Below are 26,780 nucleotides of genomic sequence, written 5' to 3'. Positions count from 1 at the left end.
GCAACAACAAAGAATAAGACTGTTGTTGCTGTCCAAAAGGGCTGCAATAATTTTCAGCTGTTGTTGTGCCATTTTTTCAATCGAAGTAGTTCTGATTAGCAAAATCTTCCATCCCTGTAATGTCAGGTGAATCAAGTTTTAGATTAAAATTGAAATAGTTGCTTTGAATGGCTACATGTGTTTCACCTGCATCATAAACAGCTTTATCAAGTTCGTTTACAAAGTCATAAGCAATGGAAATGTCAAAATCTTTAGCTTTTTGCAAATGGTAAGCAAGGGGTTTCTTTGTGTCCATGTGACCAGCAAGCTTATTTCTAATTTGCCGCATACTTTTATAAATCTGTATATGACCGCTGTCTGTCTTTAAATTGTCAAGATAAGAAGTATCTCCCATCCCTGTTTCTTGCATTACTTCTAGAAGACCATCAATAGAGTGATTATTTTTGGTATCCTTATAGATGCAGTCATACATATTTACAGCATGTAGTAAGTAGTCAATTTTAAAGTTTATAAGAGCATTTTCAAATTTCGGGTCTTTAATAAGATTAGAAATAAAGTAGTTTGCAAGAGTACTCAGCTCCTTTGAACTATTATATCTATAAAATACACCTGACAATGCACTAGATGACATTTCCTTTATTTGTCCATTGCCTGTGCATAAGAAGTTGTTGCTGATCCTAAACCCTTCGTAAAATTCTTCATGAAATAGGCTTAATATTTGTTTTGACAGATTTTCAAGATCCGTCTTTATACTCTGGTCAATAAGCTCATTAAAAGTTAGATAGTTATTAGGATCTGATAGATTTTCTTTCATGAACTTAAGCAAATCCTGAATTTTATTGTCCGTTATGCTGTCAGATGTGCTATATGCCTGAATGAAAGAGTTCTCTTGTTTATGAGCTAGAAAAACATTCCTAATTTGTCTAAAGTCATTAAATATTCTATTGTTAAAAAGGTCTTCATATGACATTGCATTTGTTATTATTTTAAATGCAAGAAAACGTCTAATGCAGCTATTATCTGTTTGTCGTAACAAGCTGTCATACAGTAATGAGGAGTTCAATAAATACTTTTTTCTATCTTCCATCTTATAATTAAAATTTGGCACAACTACTGGATATGCGTAAACATACGGCTTATGGTCTTTTTTGACCAATAACCGGAACTGGACTAACGAATATACTATATATCAAGATCACTATCACCGGATCCTCCCCTTAATTATGCTGTCTCATAAGAGGCCGTTTTATCGATGCTTGTAAGCAGTATGCAAGATTTATTGAAAGTAAGCCCCGAATTGCCGTCTCACAAATCAAACCGGTATTTTGATTTATAAGATGAGATGGTGATACAGTAGAGCAGCCTTATTTCTAAAGCGTATCTTCAAGCACTTATTAGAGGGGATACTAAGAGAGTAGGAGCAGGTAGCGCTGGAAGATGGAAGGAAAAGTAAAGATGCATTAGCTCCCGATGAGGGTCTAATCAGCCTACTTATGGGGAGCGTACGACAAATATGCGCAGCTTTAGCGTCCGAATAGTGTCCGAAGTAAAAGAAAAAAGGCCTTCAGCGTTAACTGAAGGCCTTTGGTGTAGACCGAAGGTGTGAAATATCGAACTTTATCCATAAGGATTTTAGTGACGTAATTACTTATTTTAATTTACCAATCCCAAACGGAAATAAAGATCCTATGATAGTGCTTTCTAACTAACCAACTTTATAATGGTATTGATTTTTGGATAACTAACTTTTAGGACTAGTTTTGCTCTTGTTCAAGTAGAGAGGAGGGCATAAGTCTATCCCTATTCTTCTTTATTAAATACAATGTCACTCCTTACTTTTCCAAAAGTTTCAAGCTCTAAGAATTTAGAGTTAAATAACCCCGATGGAATCTTCTTCTGTAGCAGAATATGGAAGTTCTCATCGTGAGTAGACAGGATGATCTGCTTACCAAAGTTCACTACCAGACTGCGAATAAGATCAATCGTGGACAAAATATTAATACTGTCCAACGACTGGATAGGGTCGTCTATGAAGATACAATTGATCTGCTCACCGTTTTCGTCGCGGGCATTCAGTGCTTTTGCCAAAAAGATACTTAGGCTAAGTATGTTAGTTTGGGCCGTACTGAAATATAAGTTGGGAATAATATGCTCTTCCTCCGAACCTGTGACGAATACGTTCAATTTCGGCTTATTGTCGTTAAAATCGCACTTGAACTTTATTCGCTTGTAATTTGGATGCGGATCTATCTTTTGATATAACTGATTGATGAGATCCTCATAGAAGAATGATTGGATCTGTTCGTCGATTATCGTTGCTAACCGATTTTTTTCGCTGTAAAGACGCACGTTCAATTTTTCCGTTAAGAATGACAGCCGTTCACTCTTCTTTTCGATCTGGTCACGCACGCCGTTGTACCGAAGCAATGGCATCACGTTGTTCTTAAAACCTTCAATCTTTTCTAATTCCTCAATCAAGGCCTGCATTCGTTCTACTCTAACTTTGGCATTGTTCTCCGCATTATTGAGCACTTCAGTTTCATTAATGGCCTTCGGTTCCGGTTCAGTCGACAAGAATCGCGAAAGGAAAGTCTCAAATCCATTGACGATCTCGCTATTCTGACGGAGCTGGACTTCCAATGCTGCTATATCGGTATTGAGCTTTAATTCATTATAATTTTTCAGTTCCTCAGCGAGGCCTTGGATATCTTCACTAACCAGTTTCTCATCGGCGATGACGTCTTCAAGATCTTTGGTCAGCTTGGCTAATAAAGAGGCGATTTCTTCAGTTCCATAATTGGTATAACCTTTTTTACGAAGGAACTGATCAACGTTTATGAATTCCTCGGTAAGGCGGTATGTACGCATACCGTTTTCGATGTTCTGGATGGCCTTCCGCCAAGACTCGATTAGCGTTTTTTGGTCTTCCAGTTTCTTTTGCAACTCTGTGATTGCGTCCGACTTTAACTTGGACGCTTTTTGTTGTTCATCGTTCTGTTGCACCAATAATGCAGAATACTCTGTTGTTGAGACGCCGCCGATTTTCAGGAATAGATCTTTGCGCCCCGCCTCTGCATTTGCGAGACGTGTCCTGATCTGTTCCTTTTGGGCTAATAACTGCCCTTTTTGAAGGGTTAAGCGGGTTGCAATGTTTTTCAGCGCAGCAAGTTCTCTGCTTAATAAATCAAGTATCTCCCTTTTCTCTGCGCTAATGCCATTTACCTTTCCCGATATAGAGGAATTTAACTTATTTTTTGCTGCTATCTTTTCCTGTAGAAGATCATTAAACAGGGGGTTCTTCAATACCCGTTCAGAAAGCACCTCATAACTTCCGTACTGGTGCAGGCAGACCGGGCAAGTATCCGCGTTGCTTTTGTTGACAAATGCAGAGGAAAGAATGATGAGTTGCTTGAGTTCGTTATTGAGATTGGTCTGATTAGCGATTTCGCCCTCAATGTTTTTCAGATTGGCATTCAACTCTTTAAGGTCGCCCTCGAAAGTTTTAATCAACGTTAAACGCTGTGCAATCTCAGGGCTAACATTAATCCTAACTTCAAAATCATTTTTGGATATCAGATCAAAAATGGTCGAGGTTTTCCTCTGTTGCTCAGTATTCACCTGAGTTTCTTTTTCGTTCGTGTCTATGACTTGCATGAACGTTTTCAGCTGCAGGTTGATCTGTTCGATCTCAATTGTCAAGGCGTTTATTGATCGCTCTATGCTAGGCAGGTCCGACTGCCGCTGTCTGATATCGAATAAAGTACCGTTGATTGCATTCAATTCCGCTTGGGCATTGGTCAGGAGCGTGCTGATCATGGTGAGTTCATTCTCTGCAACTAATACCTTATGCTTCTGGCTATCCATTTCAGCGGATTGCTCGGTGATTCTTTGGATGCTGGAAAGGTATAAAGGAAATTGCCGAAATATATCCTCTGTTTCCTTTTGAGCTGCAGAGGTTTGGTTCCGTAAGGCCACGATGTGCGCAAGCCGGTTTTTTGCTTTATTAAGTTCTTGGAATTTGCTAAGCGCTGTCTGCAGAACTTTCAATCTGGCCTCATCGGTTGTCTTCTTATTTCTGAGTAAGCCATATTCATCCTTCTTGAGTTGTTGTTCACAAATTTGGTCTAAGTCGCCCTTAGCCGTTACCAGATGATTCTGTAACTCGACCAGTCTTTCGGCGATCGTGTTCGAGAAATCAAGGAAATCTCTTTCAGTGAATTCGGGTCTTATTTTTTCGATCACTTCGCCCTGTTTGATCATTTCGTCGATACGCAGGTTAATCTTTTCAAGCACCTGGCTGTCCACATCCTTCGGAAGGTCAAGCTCAAGCTTTTCAACTTGTTTGCGAAGTTGTTCAATCTCATTTTCATTGACCTTGATTAGGCAAAGGACGTTTGTATATATCCGGTTCAAGTCAACATCGCCGAATAGATTCATAAACTTGTCATAGCGTTCGCAGGGATCGTCCTCCCTCAAAAAAGCATCAATGTTGTCCTGCGAAAGGATCACATCTCGGAACTTGATATCCTCGGTCATCTTTTCGTCGAAGTGATAATCTGAACTGTCTATCCTTCCTTTTTTCAGGGAGCGGAATTTCGGCTCAGGCTCGTTCAGTAAGTATAGGCGAACAAAGCTTTCGCGATCAGCGGGACTATTTTTATTGCGCAAGATGAAATGCGGAGACTTCTTATTTGCCAACTCATAATTAAGATGCTTTTCATCACTTGCATAGCTCTTAATCCGAGTCTGTCTGATAAAGCGATAAATGTTGGAGGTAATACCCCATTCTACAGCATCGTAAAATGATGTTTTTCCAAATCCGTTGGGTGCGTACAACGAAACGAAGTCCGCTGTTGTGCCATTCGGCAAGGTAAAGTCGAAAGTACAATCTTTCAATTCGTCGTAAGCTCTGAATGCTTGTATCTCAACTTTGCTGATCTTCATCTTTAATGTTCTGTTCTATCTGTGAAAGAATCTGTTCTGACTCGTGTAAGGATTTTTTTCCGGGTTTGAGGGACAAGTCTTTAATCAACTCCCAGATGATCCTGTCGGTACCGGTATCAAGAGAAAGTGCAAGCTTTTTCGCCTCTTTCGGGTCATACATGATATCGATATTTGTGATATGTTCATCGATGATATCGTTGATCCCGATGTCTGAGATCTCTTCCTCGTAGTTATCTAACACGATTTTTCTGCTGGAGAATCGGTCATTCTCGATCTTATACTTTAGAGCAAGCGAGAGCTCTGATCTGCATAGGTAAAACATGTAAATGTTCCACATATCGAAATCTTCTGCCAGCTCTGCCTGGTAAAGCCCTGCTACATTACCTGATACATTGCTCCAGGTCTTTTCAAGTTCACTTTCTTCCTCAAAATAAAAGACGAAAACGCTGACATTCCCTTTATATTCGATCAGTTTGAATGTAATGAACTCGTTTGGATAGCGTTCACTAAAGAACTTGGTGATATTATGATCATGCGAAGATAGCATTAAACTCAGTTTTAAGTTTTTCAAAAAGTTCTGGCTCATTCAGCGCAGAAAAATTATAGTATTCGTCCTCTTTGTCGATGATCCCTATTCGCTGAAAAGCATATAAGTGCATTAACTTAAAATTCTGCAGCGGGTGAGTTAGGCCAACATCGATCTGCATATGCTTTTTCGTCAGAGGATGGGCGCTAATAATGTTCGGGATCACTTTGTTGGCAATAACCCATTTTACGGGTGGTGCTTGGGTAGCGACAATTACCTTAGCGTCCTGCGACATACCATAAAAATTCGAGCGGAATATTTTAGGCAATTCATTTGTCCAGTCACCATCTGTATCCGAATAGATAAGGCGGAACTCGTTAAAAAGGCTTTCGATATTCTTGCCGCTAATTTGTTCTTCTTTAATGATCCGCAGGATCACCAAAAACTCAAGCCATGCGATCCAAAGCCCGCGACTGCCAAGAACGGTATCGTCTTCCTCATAAACCAATAGTTTGGAGGTAAAGAATTCCCGGATGACCGTTGGTGTAAGCTTGTTCGCAATGATTTCGTCGGTAATGTCCTGTAAATAGTTTCGCGTAAAATCCATTTGCACTGCACCGTAGCAGCCCTCTAGTTTTAACGCGTAGCTTTTTAGGGTAGAAAAGCAAAGCAGGTGTTCGGATACCAGAGGTACAAGTTCATCGTGCTCTGCTATAATGTCATCAAAAAAGGCCAAAGGCATGATGTCAACATTGTTCAACATCTCCTCATCATCTTCAGCAGCCATTTTTGATTGAATGCCTGTCAGATAATGTTGCCCATTCGATGAATGAAAGGTGCCACCCCCTGAGAGGCCAACGATTTCGCCGTATGTGGAAGGTGTAGAGAGCTTGCACTCGATATAGTTATACTCCTTGCTATTCCTGGAGGTCAATTTATCCATCCTGAAACCATAGGTTTTTTTCGATCGACTATTCGGAAAACCCGCGAGCGTCATTTCTGTATCGATGGTTAATGGGGTATCCCACCTTGCCAGTGATTCGATCGCCGGAAGGTACTCCACCTTTAAAATCGCGGCATCTTTGTTAACATCCTTATTCAAAAATGGCTCACCCAGTACTTTTAACGATATCTCCTTAGGCTGGCCGTCCTCATCAATGAACTGTCGCTTTACAGTTACTTTTTGTCCTTCAATGAGATGTTTCGCGGTCAGTACATACATATAGTCGACACCGTGCACTTTGAAAATGCATCCGCTTCCCCCGCAGACGATCAGCGAAAAACCAATGTAGTCGTATTTCATTCCTCTTCAATAATAATTCCGTCAAGGGCGGTGTCTGTCCTGAACTCAATAAATTTACGATCTTCTGCTGTAAAGATATCGTCGATACGTTTTGGATAATTGAACCTAATGAGCGGGTTTGATTTACTTTTCAGTATCTTGGCAAGTCCTTTTTTATCAGGGTGACCATGCTTGTCTCCGTTAGTTGTTACCACGAACTGATTGGCATCAATCACCTCCAGAAGCTCCAGAGAGATGTTCCGATTACTGCCATGGTGGCTCAGCTTGACAACTTCAGCAGGGATTGGATTTTCTTTATCATATTCAAAAAGTTTAAATCCGTCAATCAGCGTGTCCGCGTGGGCATCGGAAAGAAAAAGATAATTCTTTTCGTTGTGAACCCAAATAAAAGCAATGGAACTGCCATTATGGATGCTTCCATCAGGGTCCGAGATAAGTTTCGAAAGGTGGTGCTCCAAACTTTGATCGTAGTCTGTAGCTACTGCAGTCAAAGAATCGGGGGCCTCCCTGAACCATTTGTCATGCAAAGCTTTTAATCCGGCTGGAGATGGCGATAATATCTTGAAGGTCGTACCTTTAAACTCCAGGCATTGCCCTTGAGCGACAATCGCTTCGTTCCATACCTTAGCTTCTCGGATAAGTTTCTCGAAATTAACGCCCTGACCGACGCCGGTTTCAGTCGTATCATGAGGAACTAATTGTAATTCGGGGATTTTAATCTCGGATACATTAAGATAGCTCGCGATAGTCTTGCCGCTATTGAACCAAACTTCGCCGATCAACTTAAGTGCTTTTTTATCATTCTCTAGCCACTTCATTATCCCGCCGATATGATCATCATCAATATGGGTAAGGATCAAAAGGTCAATCTTTTCATTTCGTTCTCTGATCGCCTCAACAAGATGTTTCAGTGGCCCGTTTACGATGGTGTTCTTTTTTCCTTTGGTCTGGTAGGTCTGTTTAGTCCCCCCATCTATCAGAATATTAACGGCGGCATTTTCATGCTTAAAGTTTATGCAGATGGCATCTCCATTATATGCCGGTAAAAATTCGATTCGCATCGTAATAAGTCAAGTTACTTGTAAATATATTCTTTAAATTTAATGTTCCATAAATTACGTATCGAACCATCTTCACAAATTTCTACTTTGTTTTTGAAAACTTCTCATGATCGAGCCTCGGTTAAGTAAAATGCGGTTCAAAGCACAAATTTGTCGGAAAAAGCAATGGCAAAGAACGCCTCCTAGATATTCCTACCGTCACCGAACGTGAACTGCAACAGGCAGTCCTCCAATTGATGTATCCGCTTTTAGAGTTGGAGTTCAAAAACACAGCTATTGCTTCCAGCTGGGCCGCAATGCCCACAAGCCCGTGCAGCAGGCACACTGCTACATCCATGAAGGTTATCAGTACATTATTGGCATAAACCTGAAAAACTTCCTCGACGAATTGGAACACTGTCGGTTGTTGCAACTGCATTATCGAAAGGTGAAATGCCCGCTGGTGGATGGTCCACAAATGGCTCATGGCTCCCATCCTGATAAAGGGTAAGCTGGCCGAACGCCGGAAAGGGGTGACCCAGGGTAGCCCGCTCTCGCCGTTGCTCTAAAATATTATGCTGCTTGACTGAACTAGGAACTGGTAAGGCAGGGTTTACATTTTGTGCGCCATGTCGATGTCTTTATTATCTATATCAAAAGCGAAAAGGCAGCCCTCACAGCAGGCAGCGCTATTTACATGTTCCTTAAAGGCAATTTAAAGTTGCAGGTAAACCTGGAAAAGAGAGATCTGAGGCGGCCTGTTGATTTTAAGTTACTGTACTACGGCTTCGTGTCTACTTACCGGAAAGGTGACCTCCCCCCGAAAAATTGGACCATTGTAAAGTAGAAGAAGCGTGTAATAATCGTATAGAACCTAAAGCGAATTGCATGAAAAAATCAAAATTCACGGAGGCGCAGATCATCTTTCCCAATAACGTTTGTGATTAAACATACGCTCTATAAACATCAATATCAAGTAACTTGTAGGAGCGTGCACTTGAATATACATTGCTACACATAGGCCTAATTGCAGTGCCGACAGACTTTATAATAGGCCTTTCTCAGAATCAAAAACATGCAAGTGTTGGTTATATGCATAACGCATGACTATTTCGATAAGCTGTTAGCTATTTATTTTGTATTTGAGTCAAAGGCAGGATTATAAATCCTGCCTTTTTTATTGATATGTTATTTTCTATATTGTCTAATTTTAGTTTAACTAAAACATAGAATAATGTTAGGATTTCTCGGGTAGAGTTATCCTGCTGATATAGAGTATAATGACCAACGAACAACTAAAGAAACTGGAAGATGATTTGTGGGATGCAGCCAATTCGCTGCGTGCCTATGGAGGGATAAAGGCATCTGATTATGCGGTGCCGGTGCTGGGGCTTATCTTTCTGCGTTTTGCCGATAACAAATACAGCCATGTAGAGGCTGAGATTCTGCAGGAATATGAGAAGTACAAAGGCACCCGTATGGAGCGTGCTCTGGATAAAATAGCACTGGAGAAGTGTGGGTTCTATTTGCCAGAGAATGCCCGATACGATTACCTGCTCAACCTACCTGGAGACAAGAAAGCAGCTGAAGCCATAAAGGAGGCAATGGTAGCGATTGAGAGTTACCAGGATGCAAAGTTTCAGGGAGTACTGCCAAAAGATGCTTTCTTTGATATTGAAAAGAAGAAGGATGATATTCTACCTCAACTGTTAAAGGCTTTCTCTGATATACCTAAAGACGCTAGTGGTGATGTTTTCGGGAAGATTTATGAGTACTTCCTGGGAAATTTCGCTTTAAGCGAAGGACAGAAAGGAGGGGAGTTCTTTACGCCTACTTCGGTTGTCCGCTTTATTGTGGAGGTGATTGAGCCGTACAGTGGAAAGATTTATGACCCCGCCTGCGGTTCGGGAGGTATGTTTGTACAGTCAGCTAAGTTTGTGAAGGAAGCTAACCACGACCTGAACGACATTTATGTATGCGGGCAGGAGTATATGGGTGAAACCGTACGACTTGCTAAGATGAACTTGCTGGTAAACAATCTTAGGGGTGAAATCACAGAAACAAACTCCTACGAAAGTGATCCCTACAATAGCAAAGGCAAGTTTGACTACGTAATGGCTAATCCGCCATTCAACGTGAAGACGGTAAAGGAGGCTACTGTTAAAAATGACCCTCGCTTCACTGCCTATGGCCTGCCTACAAACAAGGGTAAAAAAGACGATAAAATAACTGATGCAAACTACCTCTGGGTATCGCTGTTTGCTTCTTCACTTAATGATAAAGGGCGTGCAGGATTTGTGATGGCCAATTCTGCGTCTGATGCCCGAAATTCTGAGTATGAGATCAGGAAAAACATAGTAGATAGCGGCATTGTGGATTGTATGGTGACGATGCCATCTAACATGTTTTATACAGTTACCCTTCCTGCTACTATCTGGTTCTTTGATAAGGGTAAAGTAAATACTGACCGCAAAAACAAAATCTTGTTCCTGGATGGCCGCAACGTATATCGCCAGATGGACCGCGCGCACCGCGAATGGACAGAAGAACAGGTGCAAAATCTTTCTGCTGTTGTACGCCTATACAGGGGCGAAACTGATCGTTATCTGGAGCTAATCTCGCACTACATCAAGGAGGCTCAAGCAGCATTAACAGCTATTCCTGAAAGAGTAGAAAAGTATAAAGGAACTCTTGATAACACCTTGGCTGCTCTAAAGAGCTACTATCAGCAGAGCAAAGACAAGTATAAGCCCGAACAACTTAAAAAGCTTAAAGTCGCTGGCTTACCAGAGCAACTACAAACTCTTCAGTTGAAAGAAGGGCTGGAACTGCCTAATCTCCAACCATTACAAACACTTATTGCATCTGCCAAAGACAATGCTTCGCAGTTACAGTTTGCTGCTGAATTAAAGACTGTACTTGCTGCTTTCAAGGAATTGCAGTCTGAGCTAAATAAAGAAAAGGAGAGCATGTTGGAGCTGTGGGAGCAGGCTGATTCTCTATTGAAGATTAAGAGTGACAAAGGGTGGAATGATTTGGAGCTTAACAAAATAGATAAGGCGCTGGATAAGAAACAGCAGAAGCTTAAAATTGCTTTAGAACAAGCTATTTATTGGCTTGATAATATGACTTGGCTACATGAGAGTTTTCCAGAAGCAAAGTATGTTGATGTGACAGGGCTTTGTAAAGCAGCTTCGCGAAAAGAATATGTAGAGGAGCAGGATTACTCATTAAATGCGGGGAGGTATGTGGGTATCACATTTGAAAATGAAACTGTTTCAGCAGAAGAGTTTAAAATGACTCTGTCTGATAACTATGAGATGTTCAAAACATTATCAGAGAAAGCAAGAGATTTAGAAGAACAGATTCACTTCAATATAGGAGGGTTGTTATGATGGTGTTAAATGATGTTGCTGATTTCATTGTAGACTGTGAACATAAAACAGCGCCAACACAAGTTGAAGGTATACCATCTATCAGAACTCCCAATATAGGAAAGGGACGGTTAATCCTTGATGGTGTAAATAGAGTTTCTGAGGAAACTTATGAGCTTTGGACTAAAAGAGCAAAACCACAAGGGGGGGATATCATAATTGCAAGGGAAGCACCAGTTGGTAACGTCGCGATCATACCAGATGATTTGCAAGTTTGCTTAGGACAAAGAACAGTACTTGTCAGACCTAATAAAAAAATTGTAGATCCAGACTATCTATGCTATCTCCTTTTAGGAAATGAGTTGCAAGGGCAAATATTAGTAAAGACTAATGGTGCAACCGTTGCTCATTTGAACATGAAGGATATAAGGGAGCTAAAGTTACCTTCATTGCCTTCAATCCCTGTTCAAAAGAAAATAGCTTCAATAATTACTGCCTACGATGATCTGGTAGAAAACAACAAACAGCGCATTGCTCTGCTAGAGCAGATAGCAGAAGATATTTATAACGAATGGTTTGTACGCCTTCGCTTCCCTGGCTATGAAAATCTACCTGTAGTTGATGGTATTCCTGAGGGGTGGAAGAGAACTAAAATAGGTGATATTGTTACACTTAATTATGGCAAAGCCTTAAAAGAGGATGATCGAGTAGAGGGAGATTTTCCTGTTTATGGTTCAAGCGGTGTCGTTGGATCTAATGAAACATCATTGATTGAAGGTCCTGTTATCATAGTTGGAAGGAAGGGAAACGTAGGGAGCATTCACTGGTCTGACAAAAATTGTTGGCCTATTGATACTGTATACTTTATTGATAAAGAACAAACTTCTTTATTCTTGTACTTCAATCTACAGTACCAGCCATTCATTAATAGTGATGCGGCTGTACCAGGACTAAATAGAAGTCAAGCTTATAGTTTAGACATAGTGATGCCTGAAAGCACGGTTCTGGAGCAATTTGATAAGATCGTAAAACCTATGCATCAACAAATTATAAACCTTCAACTCTACAACAAAAACCTAAGCCAAACTCGTGACCTTCTACTTCCAAGGCTCATCAGCGGAAAGCTTTCCGATGAGTATTTAATGAAGCAAAAGGAACAACAACTGCAATTAGCTATTTAAGCAAAACATATGGGAAATGTAGCCAACAAGATAGAGGCAAAAGATTACTCTATTCGCGATGTATTGGACAATAAAAAGTATACGATAGATTACTTCCAGAGAGAGTACAAGTGGCAGAAGAACCACATTGAGCAACTTGTTGCCGACCTCGAAGCAGCTTTCTTTAACAACTACAAACCTGAACACGAGCGGCGTGAAGTCTCAAATTACAACAGCTATTATCTCGGCCCAATAGTATTAAGCGAGAAAGACGGTAAGAAGTCCGTAATAGACGGGCAGCAAAGGCTTACATCACTCACCGTCTTGTTGTTATACCTGAACAACCTGCAAAAAGGCAGAGACAAAAAGGTAAACATTGACTCGCTGATCTATTCTGAAAAGTATGACGAGAAGTCTTTTAACCTGGACGTGCCAGAGCGGAAACATTGTCTCGATGCCCTGTTTCAGGACGGCGAATATGAGGTGAAAGATTCCGATGACGAGTCAATTAAGAACATCACAGAGAGATACGAAGATGTAGCAAATGCCTTTCCAGAGGAATTAAAAGGAGAAGCTCTGCCATACTTCATGGATTGGCTGGTAGACAACGTAGTGCTGGTAGTTATTACAGCCTACTCCGATGATAACGCCTACACCATCTTCGAGACCATGAATGATAGGGGGCTGAACTTGACGCCGAGCGAGATGCTAAAAGGCTATGTCCTATCTAAGGTAAAATCAGATTCAAGTAAGCGTACAGCAATCAATGATATCTGGAAGAAGGAAATAAAAAAACTACACGAGTACAATACGGATGAAGATCTTCGCTTCTTTCAAAGCTGGTTCAGAGCAAAATATGCCATAACTATTAGGCCGGGCAAAGTTGGCTCCGCTAACGAAGACTTTGAAAAGGTAGGTACCCGCTTCCATACTTGGGTGAAAGATAATCAGGAGAAGCTAGGCTTGTACACTTCATCTAACTTCTTTGAGTTTGTTGATGCCAAATTTACATTCTATACAAAGCTATACAGAAAGATAATGGATGCGCAAATAACTTTAACAAAGGGGTTAGAGCATCTACACTATGCGAACATGTGGGGATTTGCTTCTTCTCTTGCAGACCCGCTATACATGGCACCTATTCGATTAGAGGATTCTGAGGAGGCCATTTATCAGAAGCTTAACATGGTTGGTCGTTATATAGAAACTTTTTCTGTACGTCGATCTGTAAATTTCCGCACCTTCTCTCAAAGCTCAATCCGCTACACTATGTATAATCTTGTATTAGAGATTCGGGATAAAAGTGTAGAGGAGCTTGGTATAGTGCTTAGAGAAAAGCTAGAAAGTATGGAAGAGAAGTTGAGCGGTGTACAAAATTTCCACATGCACGGGCAAAACAAGTACTTCGTTAAGTTTTTCTTAAGCCGTATCACAAGTCATGTGGAGCAAAGTTCAGGGCGAAATACTTCTTTTTCTACTTATTTTAATCCTTCTGAAGGAAAGCCTTATGAGATAGAGCATATTTGGGCCAATAGGATAGAGTATCATACTGATGAGATTACCCAAACCGAGGAGTTTAGGCATGTGCGTGACATGATAGGTGATCTTTTACTCCTCCAGAGAGGTACCAACCAGTCCTTTAGTGATGCAAGCTACGAAGACAAGCTTCCGCATTACTTAAAAGAGAATTTGCTGGCTCAGTCGTTACATGAGGCTTGCTATCAGAAAAACCCTAATTTCAGGGCATATATAGCGGCTTCAGGCTTGCCTTTTAAGCCGCATGATCAGTTTAAGCGCAAAGATATAGAGGAGCGACAGGAGCTTTACCAAAAGATTGCAGAAGATGTGTGGGGATTGGATTTCTTTTCAGCGAATCAAGTAACTACTACACAACAGACTGCAACATGGCTTTCTTAAGTGAGTCACACATAGAGGAAGCGGATATCCAATTTTTTGAGCTGGCTTTAGGATATCAGCACATCAATGCCTGGAAACATGAAAAGATTGGCAGAGAGAGTCTGAAAGATGTTGTGTTGCGTGGCAGGCTGATAAACGCTTTAACGCGCCTTAACGCTGGCCTCCCGGAAAGCTGTATCAATTATGCTGCTGATGAACTGACCAAGAGCCGGGCAAGCCTTACGCCCATTATAGCGAACAAGGAAGTATATGAACTCATCAGGAAGGGAGTTCCTGTTACCTACACAAACCTAGAGGGGAAAGAGCAGAATGGTTATGCGAAAGTTATAGACTTTAGTAACCCCAAGAGTCCAGACAACGAGTTTTTAGTTGTGTCGCAACTGAGCATAGAATACCTACAGACAGATACCATCACGCGGCGACCAGACCTGTTGTTATATGTGAATGGGCTTCCATTGGTGATGATCGAGCTAAAAAATGCCACCGAAAAGGCAAAAGTAGGCTACGACAAAAATCTAAAGGATTACAGATGTGACATTCCGCAGCTTTTCTGGTACAACCTGTTTGTTTGCGTTTCTAATGGGATCGAAACCAGAGTCGGTAGTTTCAACGCGCCTTGGGAGCACTTCTTCATTTGGGTAAAGCTGAGAGACACAGCCGTCGACAATAATCAGTTGACCCTTGATGAAGTAGAGGCCGACAGTAAAGGCAAGAACAAAAGGCTTAGTCTGAAGCTGTTCGGAGAAGGCCTATGTACTAAGGTTAACCTGCTCGACTACTTTGAAAACTTTGTGTTGTACCACAAGAACAAGGTTAAGATTCTCGCGAAGAACCATCAATACTTAGGAGTCAATAATGCGATAAGGGCTCTTGAAAATGCTAATACCCCAGATCAAAAGAGAGACGGAAAGTTAGGTGTGTTCTGGCACACGCAAGGCTCGGGTAAATCTTACTCTATGATCTTCTTTTCCCGAAAGATTAACTATAAGTTAGATGGTAACTGGTCATTTCTTATTATAACAGACCGCAAAGATCTGGATAGCCAGATTTACAGAAACTTTGTAGAGACAGAAACAGTCGTTGAGACTAAGGATCAGCAGCAAAACTATTACCGCCCCTCTTCCAGAGATAAATTGCAGGAGTACCTGCAATCTAATAAAACTTATCTCTTCACACTCATCCACAAGTTTGGTATTGAGAAAGGAAAAATATTCCCAAAGCTAACTGATCGGGATAACTGGATTGTGATGGTAGATGAAGCCCATCGTACGCAGTACAAGGGGCTCGCTGAAAACATGCGCATTGCCTTGCCAAATGCGCAATACATAGCTTTTACAGGTACACCCCTGCTAAAAAGTGGTCTAACAGAGGAGTGGTTCGGAGGCTATGTATCAGAATACAACTTCGCCCAAAGCATAGAAGATGGAGCCACCGTACCCATGTTCTATAAGAAGAGTGTACCGCGTGTAGAGCAGGTGAATGAAAACCTGGTAGGGGAGGCAGCGCAGATACTAGAGGATGAAAACCTGAGCGAAGAGCAGAAGAAAAAGCTGGACAAAGAATACTCTACTCTACTACATGTAGTGCGCCGTGATGATCGTCTGAATGAGATCGCCAAACACATTGTACAGCATTTCCCTTATCGCCTTGATGCAGAAGATGAAAATGGAAATAGAAAGCCTATGAAGGCTATGGTGATTTCCATAGATAAATTTACTGCGGTAAGAATGTTTGATAAGGTGCAGCACTACCTGAAAGAAGAACTGAAGGAGCTGCATAAAAAAGCAAAAGATGAGACTGATCCAGCAAAAAAAGCCAGACATGAACGCGCGATTGCTTTCATAAAAGAAACAAAGATGGCTGCTGTAGTGAGCCAGGAGGGAAGTGATAGAGAAGAAGAGGAGATGTTCAAAAAAGAAGGCTTAGAAATCCGTCCGCACCGCAGACTGATGGATTACCCGAATGAGGATGGGCAGAACATCGAGGATTTCTTTAAAGACCCAAATAACCCTTACCGCGTTGTGTTTGTAACAGCCATGTGGCTTACAGGATTTGATGCACCGTCTGTTTCTACATTATATCTGGATAAGCCGCTTCAGAACCATACCCTAATGCAAACTATAGCCAGGGCTAATCGCGTCATTGAAGGGAAGAAGAACGGCTTGGTAATCGACTATTTCGGAGTATTCAGAAATCTGAAAATAGCCTTGGCAGACTATGCGGAAGGTACGAAGGGTAGAAATAAAGAGCAGACAGAAGAAGAGTTTCCGGTGCGGGAGTTTGAAGAGCTGCTCGAGATCTTAAACCAAGCCATAAGTGAGGCTAAAGCCTATTGCAAAGAGTTAGGAGCTGACATAGACGCTATCCTAGCTATTGGAGAAAAAGGATTCAGGGAGGTAGAGCTATTCAATGAGTACGCCAATATCATTCTAGAAAAGGATGAATATAAAAAGCAGCTGAACCTATACGAAAACACAATATCTGCACTCTACGATTCGGCTAAACCAGAAATATATGACTACCCTGAGACCAAAAGAGCACGTGACGTTTTTGAATATCTGCGCAAAGTGGTGGACCGCCAGGTTGACCAGGATGAAGAAGTAGAAAGAGCAAAGAGAAGAATTGATGAACTGCTAGATACCAGCGTGGTAGGGCAGGGTGATCTACAGGTAGCGCACGAGAGGGTAATTATGAAGACCGCAAGCCTCATTGATCTCAGCAAGCTTAACTTTGCCAAGCTACGGGAGCAGTTCCCGGAGAAACAGCATAAAAATATTCAGTTCGCCGATTTGCGAGAGCTAATGGAAATAAAGCTTAAGCAGATGCTGGGGCAAAATAAGATGAGGGGTCACTTTCTGGAGCGTTTCCAAAGAGTTATTGATGACTATAACTCTGGCAGCCTTTCCATTGAGGAAGCTTACGAGGAACTAGTGAAGCAGGCAGAGGATCTTAGCGAAGAACAAACCCGCGCTGCCAAAGAAGGAATGACAGAAGAGCAGCTCCAGGTTTTTGACCTGCTAAGCAAGGATAGAAAACTTACGAAGGACGAGGAGAAACAGGTTAAACTAGCAGCTCAGGATTTATTAACAGTACTGTTTGATGCAAAGAATAAGATATTAATCCAAGAATGGCATAAGGAGAAGAGAACGCAGGAAGCAGTTAAGCACAAGATACAGGAGATACTGAACCAGCACCTGCCAGATTCTTACAGCAGAACGGTTTTTATACAGAAAACAGATGTAGTGTATCAGCACCTTTATGAGCAGGCTGAATTAGGTTATGGTTTTGCAGCTTAACAAATATCACAAAAGTTGAGGTAGCATTAGAGTACTGTCAAAAGACTTGTTTAAGCATAACTGTCTTCGTTCTTGTTCGGGAATACCTCTAACTTTCAAAGTCAAAAAGACTTAAAGTACCTATGCAAATAACAGACTATATCTCTTACATTTTTCAAGGAGATGATCAGGAAAGCGTTCACCAATACGTCACTCAGCATCCCGAAGAGTATTACCAGGAACAGCCAGATGCTCTAAGAATGGAGCTGTGGAAGTTCTACTACCTCAACGTGTTCAACGCAAGTCAGCTTTCCGCCATGTCTACCTTCCTGGATTACCACATGTTCAGGTTCAAAGGACTACTGAGTGATTTTGTCTTCTTCGTTAGGATGAGCCCGGAGTGGATTCCGATGGATGCAGTCACGTATATAAACAACACAAGGTTTAGGGCAGACCTTGCCCTCATCCTTGTGGATTGGCTGGAGAAGAAAAAGCAACTGGCCCAGCGAAACCCAAAACACTTCGAGGAGCAGGACTACAGGATAAAAGCCATGCGCGATGGCAAGCCTGTGGTGATAGAGGAAACGGAAAGCTTTTTTGTGACGAGGCTGTCCAGGCCGAAGAAAAGAGGGGGCAAGAGGAACATTGTGGAGAAGGCCCAGGTAAAGCAGTGGGTGCACACCTGCTTCCACGGGTCAGACCTAAGGCTGGAGAGCGTTAAGATCAAGGTGAACGGGACCCAGAAGGATATCCTGGAGGCTGTGTATGAGTTCTTCGACAAGATAGACACTGACACGTCCTCAACACACGCTTACTGCTACATGCTGATAGACACCTTCGACAAGTTCTCAAAGTACGTGGACCCGGTGACAGGGGAGTACAGGGTGGAGGCCCTGCAAACGAACTTTGCCCGCCACGGCAAGAAGACGAAGATGTTCTATGTGTAAACTCAAAAACTGACGGAATTTTTGACGGAATCCCTGACGGAAGACGTACTTCCCCGCCGTGTTCAGTTGTTTTAGAAATTGCCTTCATAGACAAAACGAACAAAGTTTATGATAGAGTTATTTCTACTTGTAGCCCTTGCGCGAGGGGCGGTTGCAGCAATTGCCTGGCGCTTATTCACAAAAACTCACGTCGCACCCTCTTCTGAGTGTGACGCATCATGAGTCTTGTAAGCGTATTTCAAAATTTTACAAACATCCAGGAAAACAGGCCCATTGAAGACGTTCTCCACAACATCCAAGCGGGAGTGTACCGCAAAGAAGTGGGGCAGGTGCGCGCACTGCTGCACGATGGCAGGGTAAAGGAATACGAGCAGGCAAAGAGAAGCCTGTTAGCCTTTACCCCATCAGGCAGGTTCCAGGGTGGTCGCAGGCTAGAGCACCTGCATACCTATTCAGCCCTGGTGGTGCTTGACCTGGACAAGCTCCCGGAAGAGGAACTCAGAGAGTCAAGGCAGGCTATAGTTGCAGCCCCTTACACCTACGCAACCTTCACGAGCCCTTCAGGCAACGGCTTGAAAGTGCTGGTGCGCATTCCAGGTGTAGCCGCTGAGCACAAACAGGCCTACAGCCAGGTTAAGGAGCACTATGCCCGCCTACTGGGGCTAAGAGTGGACGAGTCGGGCAGCGACGTGACGCGGCTCTGCTTTGTTTCCTGTGACGAAGAGTTGTATCTGAACTCTTCTTCCCATATTTTCCCGGTAAAGGCACTGGCAGGCACAGAGCGGATAGGCAAAGTGCCCGTTGATGGCACCGATCAAACCACCGGCAAACGGATTGAAAACAGCAGTAGCAGACTAGCTGCAAACAATCATACTCCTTCTCTAGGCGCATTGCAAGCCGATACGGACCTGTTGTACAGGCACTGCGTGTCCCTCACTGAACGAAAGTACGACTTTATCGAAGGCAGCCGCAACAGCTTCGTACATCAGCTGGCCTGTAACCTGAACCGCTACGGTATTCAGGAGGCAGATGCACTGTCTTTCCTGCTGATTGACTTCGGATACGATGCCCAGGAGGTGGCGGCGTCTGTCAGGAGCGCCTATTCCACTGTTCAGGAGCACGGCACAAAGCAGTTCAAACCTTCCTCAAACAGAGTGCAAACGCCTAAAGCCGCAGACGAGGCCAAATTGCAGGCCTATACTAAACAGGCTGTTGCATCGGCAGGCGCGGAAAACCCATTTACAGAGTGGAACATGGATGAGGTTGGCGGTGCTGACGGCAAAGTACAGGGTGACACGAACATCGACAGGATAGAGGAGTTCCTGCTGAGCCGCTACGAGTTCCGTCACAACAGCGTCACCTCCAGGCAGGAGTACAGGACGAGTGCAAAGGGGAAGTGGCGACAACTGGACGACAGGGCCGAGAGCACGATGCTGCGGGAGATGAAGAAGGCGCAGGTGCGCGTGAGCCAGTCAGAGCTGCGCATCCTGCTTTCCTCTGACTTCTGTCCGCTCTATGACCCCTTCAAGTTCTACTTCAAGAATCTCCCGGCTTGGGATGGGGAGACTGACTTCATCCGGCAGCTGGCATCCTCCGTCACCACCACTGATCCCGAGCAGTGGCAGCTGTGCTTTAGGAAGTGGTTTGTGGCCATGGTGGCGGGTGTGCTGGACGAGAAGGCTGTCAACCATACGCTCATCGTGCTCAGCGGCGGTCAGGGGCTGGGCAAGACCACCTGGGTGCTGGGTTTGGTGCCGGGCCAGCTGAAGGAGTACCTCTACTCCGGCGAGATAAACCCTGGCAACAAGGACGCGCTGCAGCAGCTCTCAGAGAACATGCTCATCAACCTCGACGAGCTGGAGAACCTGAACCGCAGTGAGATCGGGGCCCTGAAGGAGATGGTGACCAAAAGTGAGATCAAGGTGCGCAGGGCCTACGGGCACCACCATGAGAAGATGCCCAGAAGAGCCAGCTTCGCGGGCTCTGTCAACACGGCCCAGTTCCTCAATGACACCACCGGCAGCAGGCGCTTCCTCTGCTTCGAGGTCACGGACATAGATTATGAGCACCAGGTTGACCTGGACATGGCCTACGCCCAGGCGCTGCACCTCTACAAGAACGGCTTCCGGTTCTGGTTCGACAAAGAGGAGATAAAGGCGATCACCGCCGGCAACGAGCGCTTTCAGGTGCTGAGCGTGGAGGAGGAGATGCTGCTCACTTGGTTTATGAAGCCGTGTGAGAACGAGCCACGCCAGTTCCTGACCGCCTCCCAGATCGTGGCAAAGCTGGCCGAGAAGACTAAGATCAGCGTCACCGACGCCAGCGTCAACAAGATCGGCAAGTCCCTGCGCAAGCACGGCTTCACACGCATCAAGCGGGGCGGCAGCTATGGCTATCTGGTGCGAGAGCTGAAGTGGGAGGAGGTGGAGAGGAACAACAGCCTGGAACCTGCCGCTGTCCCGGATACGGCCCCTCCGTTCTAACGCAGCCGGTCCATTAGCAAGCGGGTAAGATGGGTAACCAGAGTAAGGGTAAAAACAGAAGTTAGCTTACCCACGGGGCAGGTGCTGCTCCAATAGAGCTCCTGATGGCCCTAATCAGCCCTTTAAGAAGCTGTTTCAGCCATCAATTGGACCAACACGGGAACCTGCAAAAGTGGGTAAGCTTTTCTTGCCCGGTTTGCTTACCCACCTTACCCAAAGCTTTCAGGCACCAGTCCTGAAAGAATAAGCGGATCGGTATACAAAAAATGTACAAAGCAGTATATATGTTAATTAATATATTACCTTTAGGTAACAAACAGAAATGAGAAGAGAACAAGAGACATCAGAGATAGTAGAGACTATCGTGCAGGAGGGGCTTTTCTCCTCCCTTAGCCTGGGCAGCGCAGCCGGGGCGGAGGATTTCAAGAGGCGCTTCCACAGCCGCCTCTTCTCCGTGCGGGAGGCGGGCATCACCGCCAAGCGCTTCCACGACTGGCACCGCGCAGAGCTTCTGCCCCTGGAGATACCGGAGGGCAAAAAGAACCTGCTTTCCTTCCCCGAGTTCATCTGGGTGCGCATGATCGACAGGCTGCGCCTGCTGGGCTGTCCGCTGGAGAGCATCCGGCAGCTCAAGGAGTACCTGTTCAAAAAAGTAGACCCGGGAAGCCTTAACGCCATGTTCATGAGCGCCATGACGCCAGAGGTGCGGCAGCAGCTGCGGCAGGCGATTGAGAGGCTGCGGCTGCCGGAGACGCAGCGAGAGGTGATATTAGATGAACTGGAGTCAGAGCGGCCTTTCCAGCGGCTGGCCGGCATGGAGATGCCCCTGCTGGAGCTCCTGCTGCTCTACCAGCTGGGCAGCCCCGACGAGCTGGGGGTAGTGATCTTCCCCTGCGGGCAGTTTCAGCTGTGGGGCGAGGCTACGGGGGAGGCGAGGCCGAACCGGACGCACCTGTACCTTTCCGTCACCGGGGAAGTGCTGGATTTCAAGGCCAACCCGCACACGGAGGAGAAGGCAAAGCAGCTGGACCTGCTCACCCCGCAGGAGTGGCAGGTGATTCAGGCCATCCATGACAAGCAGGAAATGGAGGTTACGCTTAAGTCGAACAGAGGAGAGCTGGTGCTCTCCAAGCGCAGCAAAAGAAAGCGCCTGTAGCCATAGTGTAAACGCTTAGCCAAACGCTGCTGTGCCTCACGCGGGGAGGACCGCTGATCAATGGCAGCCGGCGCAAACGAACTGCAAACATGCCGTTGCAAACCGTTTGCAAACGCGCTGGGCAAAACACTAAAAACCTCAGGCGGCTGCGGAACCGACTAATTCCGTGATCACAGTTAGAAAAGAACAATCAAGGCAAGAAAAAAACAAAGAGCCGAGAAACGAAACGCTAAAAGAGCAGGAGAAGTCTCAGAAATCAGAACCCGAATTAGGAGACCAGCAGGACGACGGACTTTACCTTCTTATCAAGGAAGACCGGCAGCTTAGGGCAGACCATGTGGTTAGGCTACTATCCACCACCGGCTATGGCCATCTCCCCAAGGACGAGGCTGAAGGCATGGTGGAGCAGATGATTCGGCTCTCCTGCCTGATGTACGAGATGTTACAGACAGTAGCCAAAGATACAGGAGCAGTTCTGTCAGCGTATGAAGCAGGCAAAGCAAACGAAGAAAAACAACAAAAAGCGTGGCAGCAAACAATAAAACGATGAAAAAGCAAACCAGAGCAAACAACTTCAAACCAGCAGCAACCACAGGCAAACCAGCTGCAAACACCGGCAAACAGGACCTGAGCATCTTTGCCCTTCCGCAGCAAACCGGCAAGAAGAAGAGCAAAGCCGCTACCAGGGGGAAAGTAGCAGTCATCTACACCCGCGTCTCCACGAAGGAACAGGCCGAGACGAACCAGAGCTTGGAGACGCAGCTGAAGCATTGCAGAGCTTATGCGGAGCGCCACGGTTATGAGGTGGTGGAGACCTTCGGCGGCACCTATGAGAGTGCTAAATCAGATGAGCGGAAAGAGTTTAAGGTAATGCTCGACTTTGTGAAAAAGAGCCGCCACAATATTGGCCACATCATCGTCTACAGCCACGACCGCTTCTCCCGCTCCGGCTCCTCTGCTATTCATATCATCGACCAGCTGAGCCAGCTGGGTATATCCGTGGTGGCCGTCACCCAGCCGATGGACACCATGACCTCATCGGGCAAGCTGCAGCAGGGCATCCATCTCCTCTTCTCCCAGTTCGACAACGACCAGCGGCGGGAGAAGTGCGTGACGGGCATGGAGGCCAAGATAAGGAAGGGCTACCTGATGGGCAAAGCCCCAATAGGCTATGACCAGTATAAGGTGAATGGCGAGCAGGTGATAAAGCCCAACAAGACAACAGGCAAGCTCATTCGCCTGGCCTTTCAGCTGAAGGCCGAGCAGGGGCTCTCCAACACCGACATCATCAAGCGATTGAAGGCGCAGGGGCTCTCACTCTACAACCAGACGCTCACCAAGATCTTCCGCAACCCCTTTTACTGTGGGCTTATCACCCATGGTCTTCTGGAAGAGGGGGAAGTGATAGAAGGTAGGCACGAGCCACTCATTTCCCGGGACCTGTTTCTGCGGGTGAACGGGCTGCAGGCGCAGAATGCCCATGGCTACACCCAGGTGAAGGAAGACGAGCATTTGCCTTTGCGCCACCACATCAAGTGCGGCTCGTGCAACAAGCCCCTGACCGGGTATGAAATGAAGAAGAAGGGCATCCACTACTACAAATGCAATACTAAAGGCTGCTGCCTCAACCGCAATGCAGGAAAGATGCACGAACTTTACCAGGGACTGCTGAAGGAGTACCAGATTGACCCAATCCTTTTGCCGCAGGTGCAAGAGATGATGGGGCAGGTGTTCAAGAGGCTGAGCCAGGACCATGAGCAGGAGGAGAAGCGGCTGAAGCTGCAGCTAACAGAGCTGAAAAAGAAGCTGGACACGCTGGAAAGAAGATACGCCTACGGGGAGATAGATCGTGAGATCTTCTCTAAGTTCAGCGCAGAGCTGAAGGCAGAGATGCGGGAAATAGAGGTAAACCTGGAAAAGCTCTCGGGGCCTTTATCGAACCACAAAATGCTGCTGGAAAACGGACTGAAAATGATGCTAAACCTCTCATCCTCTTGGGGTAAAGCTGACGCGTCTAAGCGTAGAAGGCTACAGGCACTGGTGTTTCCGGAAGGGGTGCAATATGACCGAGAAAAAGAGGCTTATCGAACCCAGCGGGTAAACTCTTTTTTCGGCCTTGCAAGCGAGATTTCGCAGAAAATGGGGCAAAAAGAAAGAGGGAAAAGCAGTGGTGAAACTGACTTTTCCCTCTTGGTAGCCCGTAGGGGAATCGAACTATAGTTGCTAAAACAGAACCTCTTATTTGAAATTTCAGACTTAAGTAAATAATCAGTACCGCCTGTACTTCTTACCTTTGTTTACATGTTCTTGTGCTTTCAGGCGCAGTTCATCTGCAGTTCTTTTTCTGCCTCCCTTGATCCACTCCTCCAGCTCAGATCTATAAAAATAAAGCCGTTTGCCCCTTTTGTTAACCGGCAATTCCTGGTTGCAGACCTTGGTGTACATGGTGGCAACAGACACATTGAGAAATGCCGCAGCCTGTGCCGTGTCGAAAATTTCGTCTGGCTTTTGCTGCTCCTGTCGTTCCAGCAGGAGTCGCTCGATCTGGTTTAATTTTTCATGCAGCAGGCTCACGGCCAGCGGCAATTGTTCGAATGTGTACGTTTCCATAACTGATTTAATTTTGAGTTACAACTGCAATGGTAGTAGTCATTTTGCGGTAGTTGTAGGCTTCCTCGTCCTTTGCCTGCTACTACTGTGACTTTTCTTGTTTCAGAGGTTGTGGCCATAGTAGCAGCGCCGTTCTGGCTTTTCCTGATATTCGGAACTGTGACTGACAGAACTTAATATCAGGACAAATGATGGCTTTGAAGTAGTCCGTGATAGGGGTTCTGGTTACAGCCGGTCAACCTGCTCTTAGCCTGCCGCCACTCATTCTTCCGGTAGAATATAAAACTGCTCTCATGCTATTATTTCAAATGTCCAGCCTGATTTTGTCAGCAGCTTCCCGTTTTACTTTGTCTATGACTTTAGCATAAATCTGGGTCGTCTTCAGCTCCCGATGCCCCAGGAGCTTTGATACCGTGTAAATGTCTGTCCCCAAGGACAGCTGTAGGGTAGCATAAGTGTGGCGGAAGCAGTGGAAGGTAATATACTTGGTGATTCCCGCTTCTTTGACCCATTCTCTTAGCAGGGTGTTGTTGTAAGCGGAGTATTCCAGGTCCTTGAATATTCTTTCTGTTGGCGGCCCCTTCTCGCCTAAGAGACGCACCGCCTGCTCCGGGATGGGCAGCACCTCTACTCCATTTGTCTTCTGCTGCCTGAACTGCAGGTAGTGCCCTTCGGCCTTGCTTTCCTGGAGCTCCCCCCAGGTTAAATTCCGAATATCGGAGAACCGCAGCCCCGTGAGGGCAGAGAAGATTGCTGCCTGCTTCAGAATAGGAAGTAGGCATGCGGTGTCACTAAGCGCCTGCAGTTCCTCCAGCGTGAGGTACTCCCGCTTTGTTTCGGCGGCCCTGATAGATGAAACTTTGAAGTTCAGGTCCGTTTTGAGCAGGTCCTCCTTGTAGGCCTGGCGCAGGGTAGCCTTGAACTTGTTGAAGTAGGAGAGGGCCGTGTTCCGGGACAGGGTTCTTTTCCGGCTGCGCTGGCTTTTGGCGGTGAGCAGGTATCGTTTGAAATCATCGCAGGCAGCCACATTCAATTCAGAGAGCTTTACCCCCTCATGGAAGAATTGCTCCATGTAATAGATAGAGCTCTGCCAGTTGCCGCTGTTCGATCCGTTTCGTTTGTCAGCCTGTTCCCGGTAGTAGTCCAGTAGCCTTCGGTTCCGCTGCTCGGCCGACAGGAAGCCGTACTGCCTGTGCTGCACTTCCAGCTGCCGCTGGGCGCGCACATTCTCTGCCAATAGCAGTGTTTCCTTGTTGTGCTGCTTGTCAAAAGGAGCCTTTGGGTTCTCGTACAGGTAAAGGCTCAGAAATTCCCGGCGGGTCAGCTTACCTGTGTCCGGGTGCGGGATGGGAGGGTAGAAGTCCAGGTAGAGCGTCTGGCGCCCCTGGGAAATGGGCTTACGGCGTAGCTTTACTTTTGTCATGGCTCCCTTGTTTTTGTTTCCTTGTTTATTTGCGGGCCAAAGAGGCTGTCTATCTGGGCCTTGGGCACATAGGCATAAATCCCTTGTTTATACCTGGGGATACTGTTGCGGTTGATCAGTTCATGCAGGGCTTTCTCGGAGATGCGGTAAAGGGCCTGTACTTCCTTTAGGTTGTAGCACTCGTCCGGATCGAAGGTGTCCTGAACTTGCTCTTCGGCAGGACGCTGTAGCGGGGTAAGCTGGAAGAGGCGGTCAATGTCAGACCGTTTTATAATGGTCTTTCTTTCTGACAGATTCACGGATTGCAGAATGTTCTTTTTGATGAGGTTATAGACAGTCTGCCTGCTGCAACTCAGGAGCGTTGCCGTGTCCCTGATTGTCAGAAACTCTTTCGCCTTCAGATCCTCCATGGGCTTTTCTTTAATAGCCTTTGTCTGGCGGTTGCTGGTTTCCACTTTGGCTGCCTTCTGCCTAGCCTTATAGGCCCGCTTGGCGCAGGCATCTCCGCAGTATTGGGTGACCGTGGTCCTGGCGGTGAATTCCTTGCCGCAGTGTTGGCAGATCCGCTGTATCTTTATATTCGAGCTCATGGTCTAGTCAAGTGCTAATAATGTTGTTTTAG

General features: G+C 45.3%; 17 protein-coding genes. 9 read left to right on the top strand and 8 right to left on the bottom strand.

All coding sequences use genetic code 11. The features are described from left to right. Window positions 1-76: 76 nt before the first annotated feature. The 5 genes from CHB92_RS11730 to CHB92_RS11710 form a co-directional block, all read right to left on the bottom strand. The gene (locus CHB92_RS11730; protein WP_144266305.1) at window positions 77-1,087 is read right to left on the bottom strand and encodes a hypothetical protein; all 1,011 of its coding nucleotides are present in this window, start codon (window positions 1,085-1,087) and stop codon (window positions 77-79) included. A gap of 713 nt (window positions 1,088-1,800) precedes the next feature. Continuing rightward, window positions 1,801-4,944 carry an AAA family ATPase gene (locus CHB92_RS25805; protein WP_179223020.1) on the bottom strand — a complete coding sequence of 1,048 codons (3,144 nt, stop codon included), beginning with the start codon at window positions 4,942-4,944 and terminating at the stop codon, window positions 1,801-1,803. Beyond that, window positions 4,925-5,491 (bottom strand): ABC-three component system middle component 1, encoded by a 567-nt coding sequence (locus CHB92_RS11720; protein WP_089319397.1) that lies wholly within the window; start codon window positions 5,489-5,491, stop codon window positions 4,925-4,927. Before CHB92_RS11720 ends, CHB92_RS25805 begins: the two co-directional genes overlap by 20 nt. Further along, window positions 5,475-6,773 (bottom strand): ABC-three component system protein, encoded by a 1,299-nt coding sequence (locus CHB92_RS11715; RefSeq protein WP_089319396.1) that lies wholly within the window; start codon window positions 6,771-6,773, stop codon window positions 5,475-5,477. The genes CHB92_RS11720 and CHB92_RS11715 overlap by 17 nt, the downstream gene beginning before the upstream one ends. Further along, a complete protein-coding gene (locus CHB92_RS11710) occupies window positions 6,770-7,834 on the bottom strand; it encodes a ComEC/Rec2 family competence protein (RefSeq protein WP_089319395.1) in 1,065 nt (354 codons plus the stop codon). The genes CHB92_RS11715 and CHB92_RS11710 overlap by 4 nt, the downstream gene beginning before the upstream one ends. Before the next feature lie 1,259 nt (window positions 7,835-9,093). Between CHB92_RS11710 and CHB92_RS11700 the strand changes: the two genes are divergently transcribed. From CHB92_RS11700 to CHB92_RS11660, 9 genes are all read left to right on the top strand, one after another. Then, window positions 9,094-11,208, top strand: a complete 2,115-nt coding sequence (locus CHB92_RS11700) for a type I restriction-modification system subunit M (protein WP_089319393.1) — start codon at window positions 9,094-9,096, stop codon at window positions 11,206-11,208. After that, complete coding sequence (locus CHB92_RS11695; protein ID WP_089319392.1) at window positions 11,205-12,368, top strand: restriction endonuclease subunit S; 1,164 nt, start codon at window positions 11,205-11,207, stop codon at window positions 12,366-12,368. Before CHB92_RS11700 ends, CHB92_RS11695 begins: the two co-directional genes overlap by 4 nt. Window positions 12,369-12,377: 9 nt before the next feature. Then, window positions 12,378-14,264: a DUF262 domain-containing protein gene (locus tag CHB92_RS11690; protein ID WP_089319391.1), complete on the top strand. Its 1,887-nt coding sequence runs from the start codon at window positions 12,378-12,380 to the stop codon at window positions 14,262-14,264. Further along, window positions 14,252-17,560 carry a type I restriction endonuclease subunit R gene (locus CHB92_RS11685; protein WP_089319390.1) on the top strand — a complete coding sequence of 1,103 codons (3,309 nt, stop codon included), beginning with the start codon at window positions 14,252-14,254 and terminating at the stop codon, window positions 17,558-17,560. Before CHB92_RS11690 ends, CHB92_RS11685 begins: the two co-directional genes overlap by 13 nt. Before the next feature lie 122 nt (window positions 17,561-17,682). Then, on the top strand, window positions 17,683-18,486 hold the full coding sequence (locus tag CHB92_RS11680; protein ID WP_089319389.1) for a hypothetical protein: 804 nt from the start codon (window positions 17,683-17,685) through the stop codon (window positions 18,484-18,486). A 218-nt stretch (window positions 18,487-18,704) separates the two neighbouring features. Beyond that, entirely contained in the window at window positions 18,705-20,969 is a 2,265-nt protein-coding gene (locus CHB92_RS11675; protein ID WP_089319388.1) for a VapE domain-containing protein, read from the top strand. A 322-nt stretch (window positions 20,970-21,291) separates the two neighbouring features. Further along, the gene (locus tag CHB92_RS11670; RefSeq protein WP_089319387.1) at window positions 21,292-22,125 is read left to right on the top strand and encodes a hypothetical protein; all 834 of its coding nucleotides are present in this window, start codon (window positions 21,292-21,294) and stop codon (window positions 22,123-22,125) included. A 166-nt stretch (window positions 22,126-22,291) separates the two neighbouring features. Further along, window positions 22,292-22,675 carry a hypothetical protein gene (locus tag CHB92_RS11665; RefSeq protein WP_089319386.1) on the top strand — a complete coding sequence of 128 codons (384 nt, stop codon included), beginning with the start codon at window positions 22,292-22,294 and terminating at the stop codon, window positions 22,673-22,675. Beyond that, on the top strand, window positions 22,672-24,345 hold the full coding sequence (locus CHB92_RS11660; protein ID WP_089319385.1) for a recombinase family protein: 1,674 nt from the start codon (window positions 22,672-22,674) through the stop codon (window positions 24,343-24,345). The genes CHB92_RS11665 and CHB92_RS11660 overlap by 4 nt, the downstream gene beginning before the upstream one ends. Window positions 24,346-24,393: 48 nt before the next feature. Here the strand turns inward: CHB92_RS11660 and CHB92_RS11655 are convergent, their stop codons facing one another. The 3 genes from CHB92_RS11655 to CHB92_RS11645 form a co-directional block, all read right to left on the bottom strand. Continuing rightward, window positions 24,394-24,735 (bottom strand): helix-turn-helix domain-containing protein, encoded by a 342-nt coding sequence (locus tag CHB92_RS11655; RefSeq protein ID WP_089319384.1) that lies wholly within the window; start codon window positions 24,733-24,735, stop codon window positions 24,394-24,396. Between the two features lie 304 nt (window positions 24,736-25,039). Further along, entirely contained in the window at window positions 25,040-26,158 is a 1,119-nt protein-coding gene (locus CHB92_RS11650) for a site-specific integrase (protein WP_089319383.1), read from the bottom strand. Beyond that, window positions 26,155-26,748, bottom strand: coding sequence for a helix-turn-helix domain-containing protein (locus tag CHB92_RS11645; RefSeq protein WP_089319382.1), 594 nt, complete (start codon window positions 26,746-26,748; stop codon window positions 26,155-26,157). The genes CHB92_RS11650 and CHB92_RS11645 overlap by 4 nt, the downstream gene beginning before the upstream one ends. Between the last annotated feature and the right edge of the window lie 32 nt (window positions 26,749-26,780).

The organism is Pontibacter ummariensis (assembly GCF_900188175.1).
Taxonomy (GTDB): domain Bacteria; phylum Bacteroidota; class Bacteroidia; order Cytophagales; family Hymenobacteraceae; genus Pontibacter; species Pontibacter ummariensis.
This window is presented reverse-complemented; position numbering and strand designations above follow the sequence as displayed.

Coding starts and splice junctions, on each gene's coding strand:
- CHB92_RS11730 (WP_144266305.1), bottom strand. CDS start 1,087: ATGGAAGATAGAAAAAAGTATTTATTGAACTCCTCATTACTGTATGAC.
- CHB92_RS25805 (WP_179223020.1), bottom strand. CDS start 4,944: ATGAAGATCAGCAAAGTTGAGATACAAGCATTCAGAGCTTACGACGAA.
- CHB92_RS11720 (WP_089319397.1), bottom strand. CDS start 5,491: ATGCTATCTTCGCATGATCATAATATCACCAAGTTCTTTAGTGAACGC.
- CHB92_RS11715 (WP_089319396.1), bottom strand. CDS start 6,773: ATGAAATACGACTACATTGGTTTTTCGCTGATCGTCTGCGGGGGAAGC.
- CHB92_RS11710 (WP_089319395.1), bottom strand. CDS start 7,834: ATGCGAATCGAATTTTTACCGGCATATAATGGAGATGCCATCTGCATA.
- CHB92_RS11700 (WP_089319393.1), top strand. CDS start 9,094: ATGACCAACGAACAACTAAAGAAACTGGAAGATGATTTGTGGGATGCA.
- CHB92_RS11695 (WP_089319392.1), top strand. CDS start 11,205: ATGATGGTGTTAAATGATGTTGCTGATTTCATTGTAGACTGTGAACAT.
- CHB92_RS11690 (WP_089319391.1), top strand. CDS start 12,378: ATGGGAAATGTAGCCAACAAGATAGAGGCAAAAGATTACTCTATTCGC.
- CHB92_RS11685 (WP_089319390.1), top strand. CDS start 14,252: ATGGCTTTCTTAAGTGAGTCACACATAGAGGAAGCGGATATCCAATTT.
- CHB92_RS11680 (WP_089319389.1), top strand. CDS start 17,683: ATGCAAATAACAGACTATATCTCTTACATTTTTCAAGGAGATGATCAG.
- CHB92_RS11675 (WP_089319388.1), top strand. CDS start 18,705: ATGAGTCTTGTAAGCGTATTTCAAAATTTTACAAACATCCAGGAAAAC.
- CHB92_RS11670 (WP_089319387.1), top strand. CDS start 21,292: ATGAGAAGAGAACAAGAGACATCAGAGATAGTAGAGACTATCGTGCAG.
- CHB92_RS11660 (WP_089319385.1), top strand. CDS start 22,672: ATGAAAAAGCAAACCAGAGCAAACAACTTCAAACCAGCAGCAACCACA.
- CHB92_RS11655 (WP_089319384.1), bottom strand. CDS start 24,735: ATGGAAACGTACACATTCGAACAATTGCCGCTGGCCGTGAGCCTGCTG.
- CHB92_RS11650 (WP_089319383.1), bottom strand. CDS start 26,158: ATGACAAAAGTAAAGCTACGCCGTAAGCCCATTTCCCAGGGGCGCCAG.
- CHB92_RS11645 (WP_089319382.1), bottom strand. CDS start 26,748: ATGAGCTCGAATATAAAGATACAGCGGATCTGCCAACACTGCGGCAAG.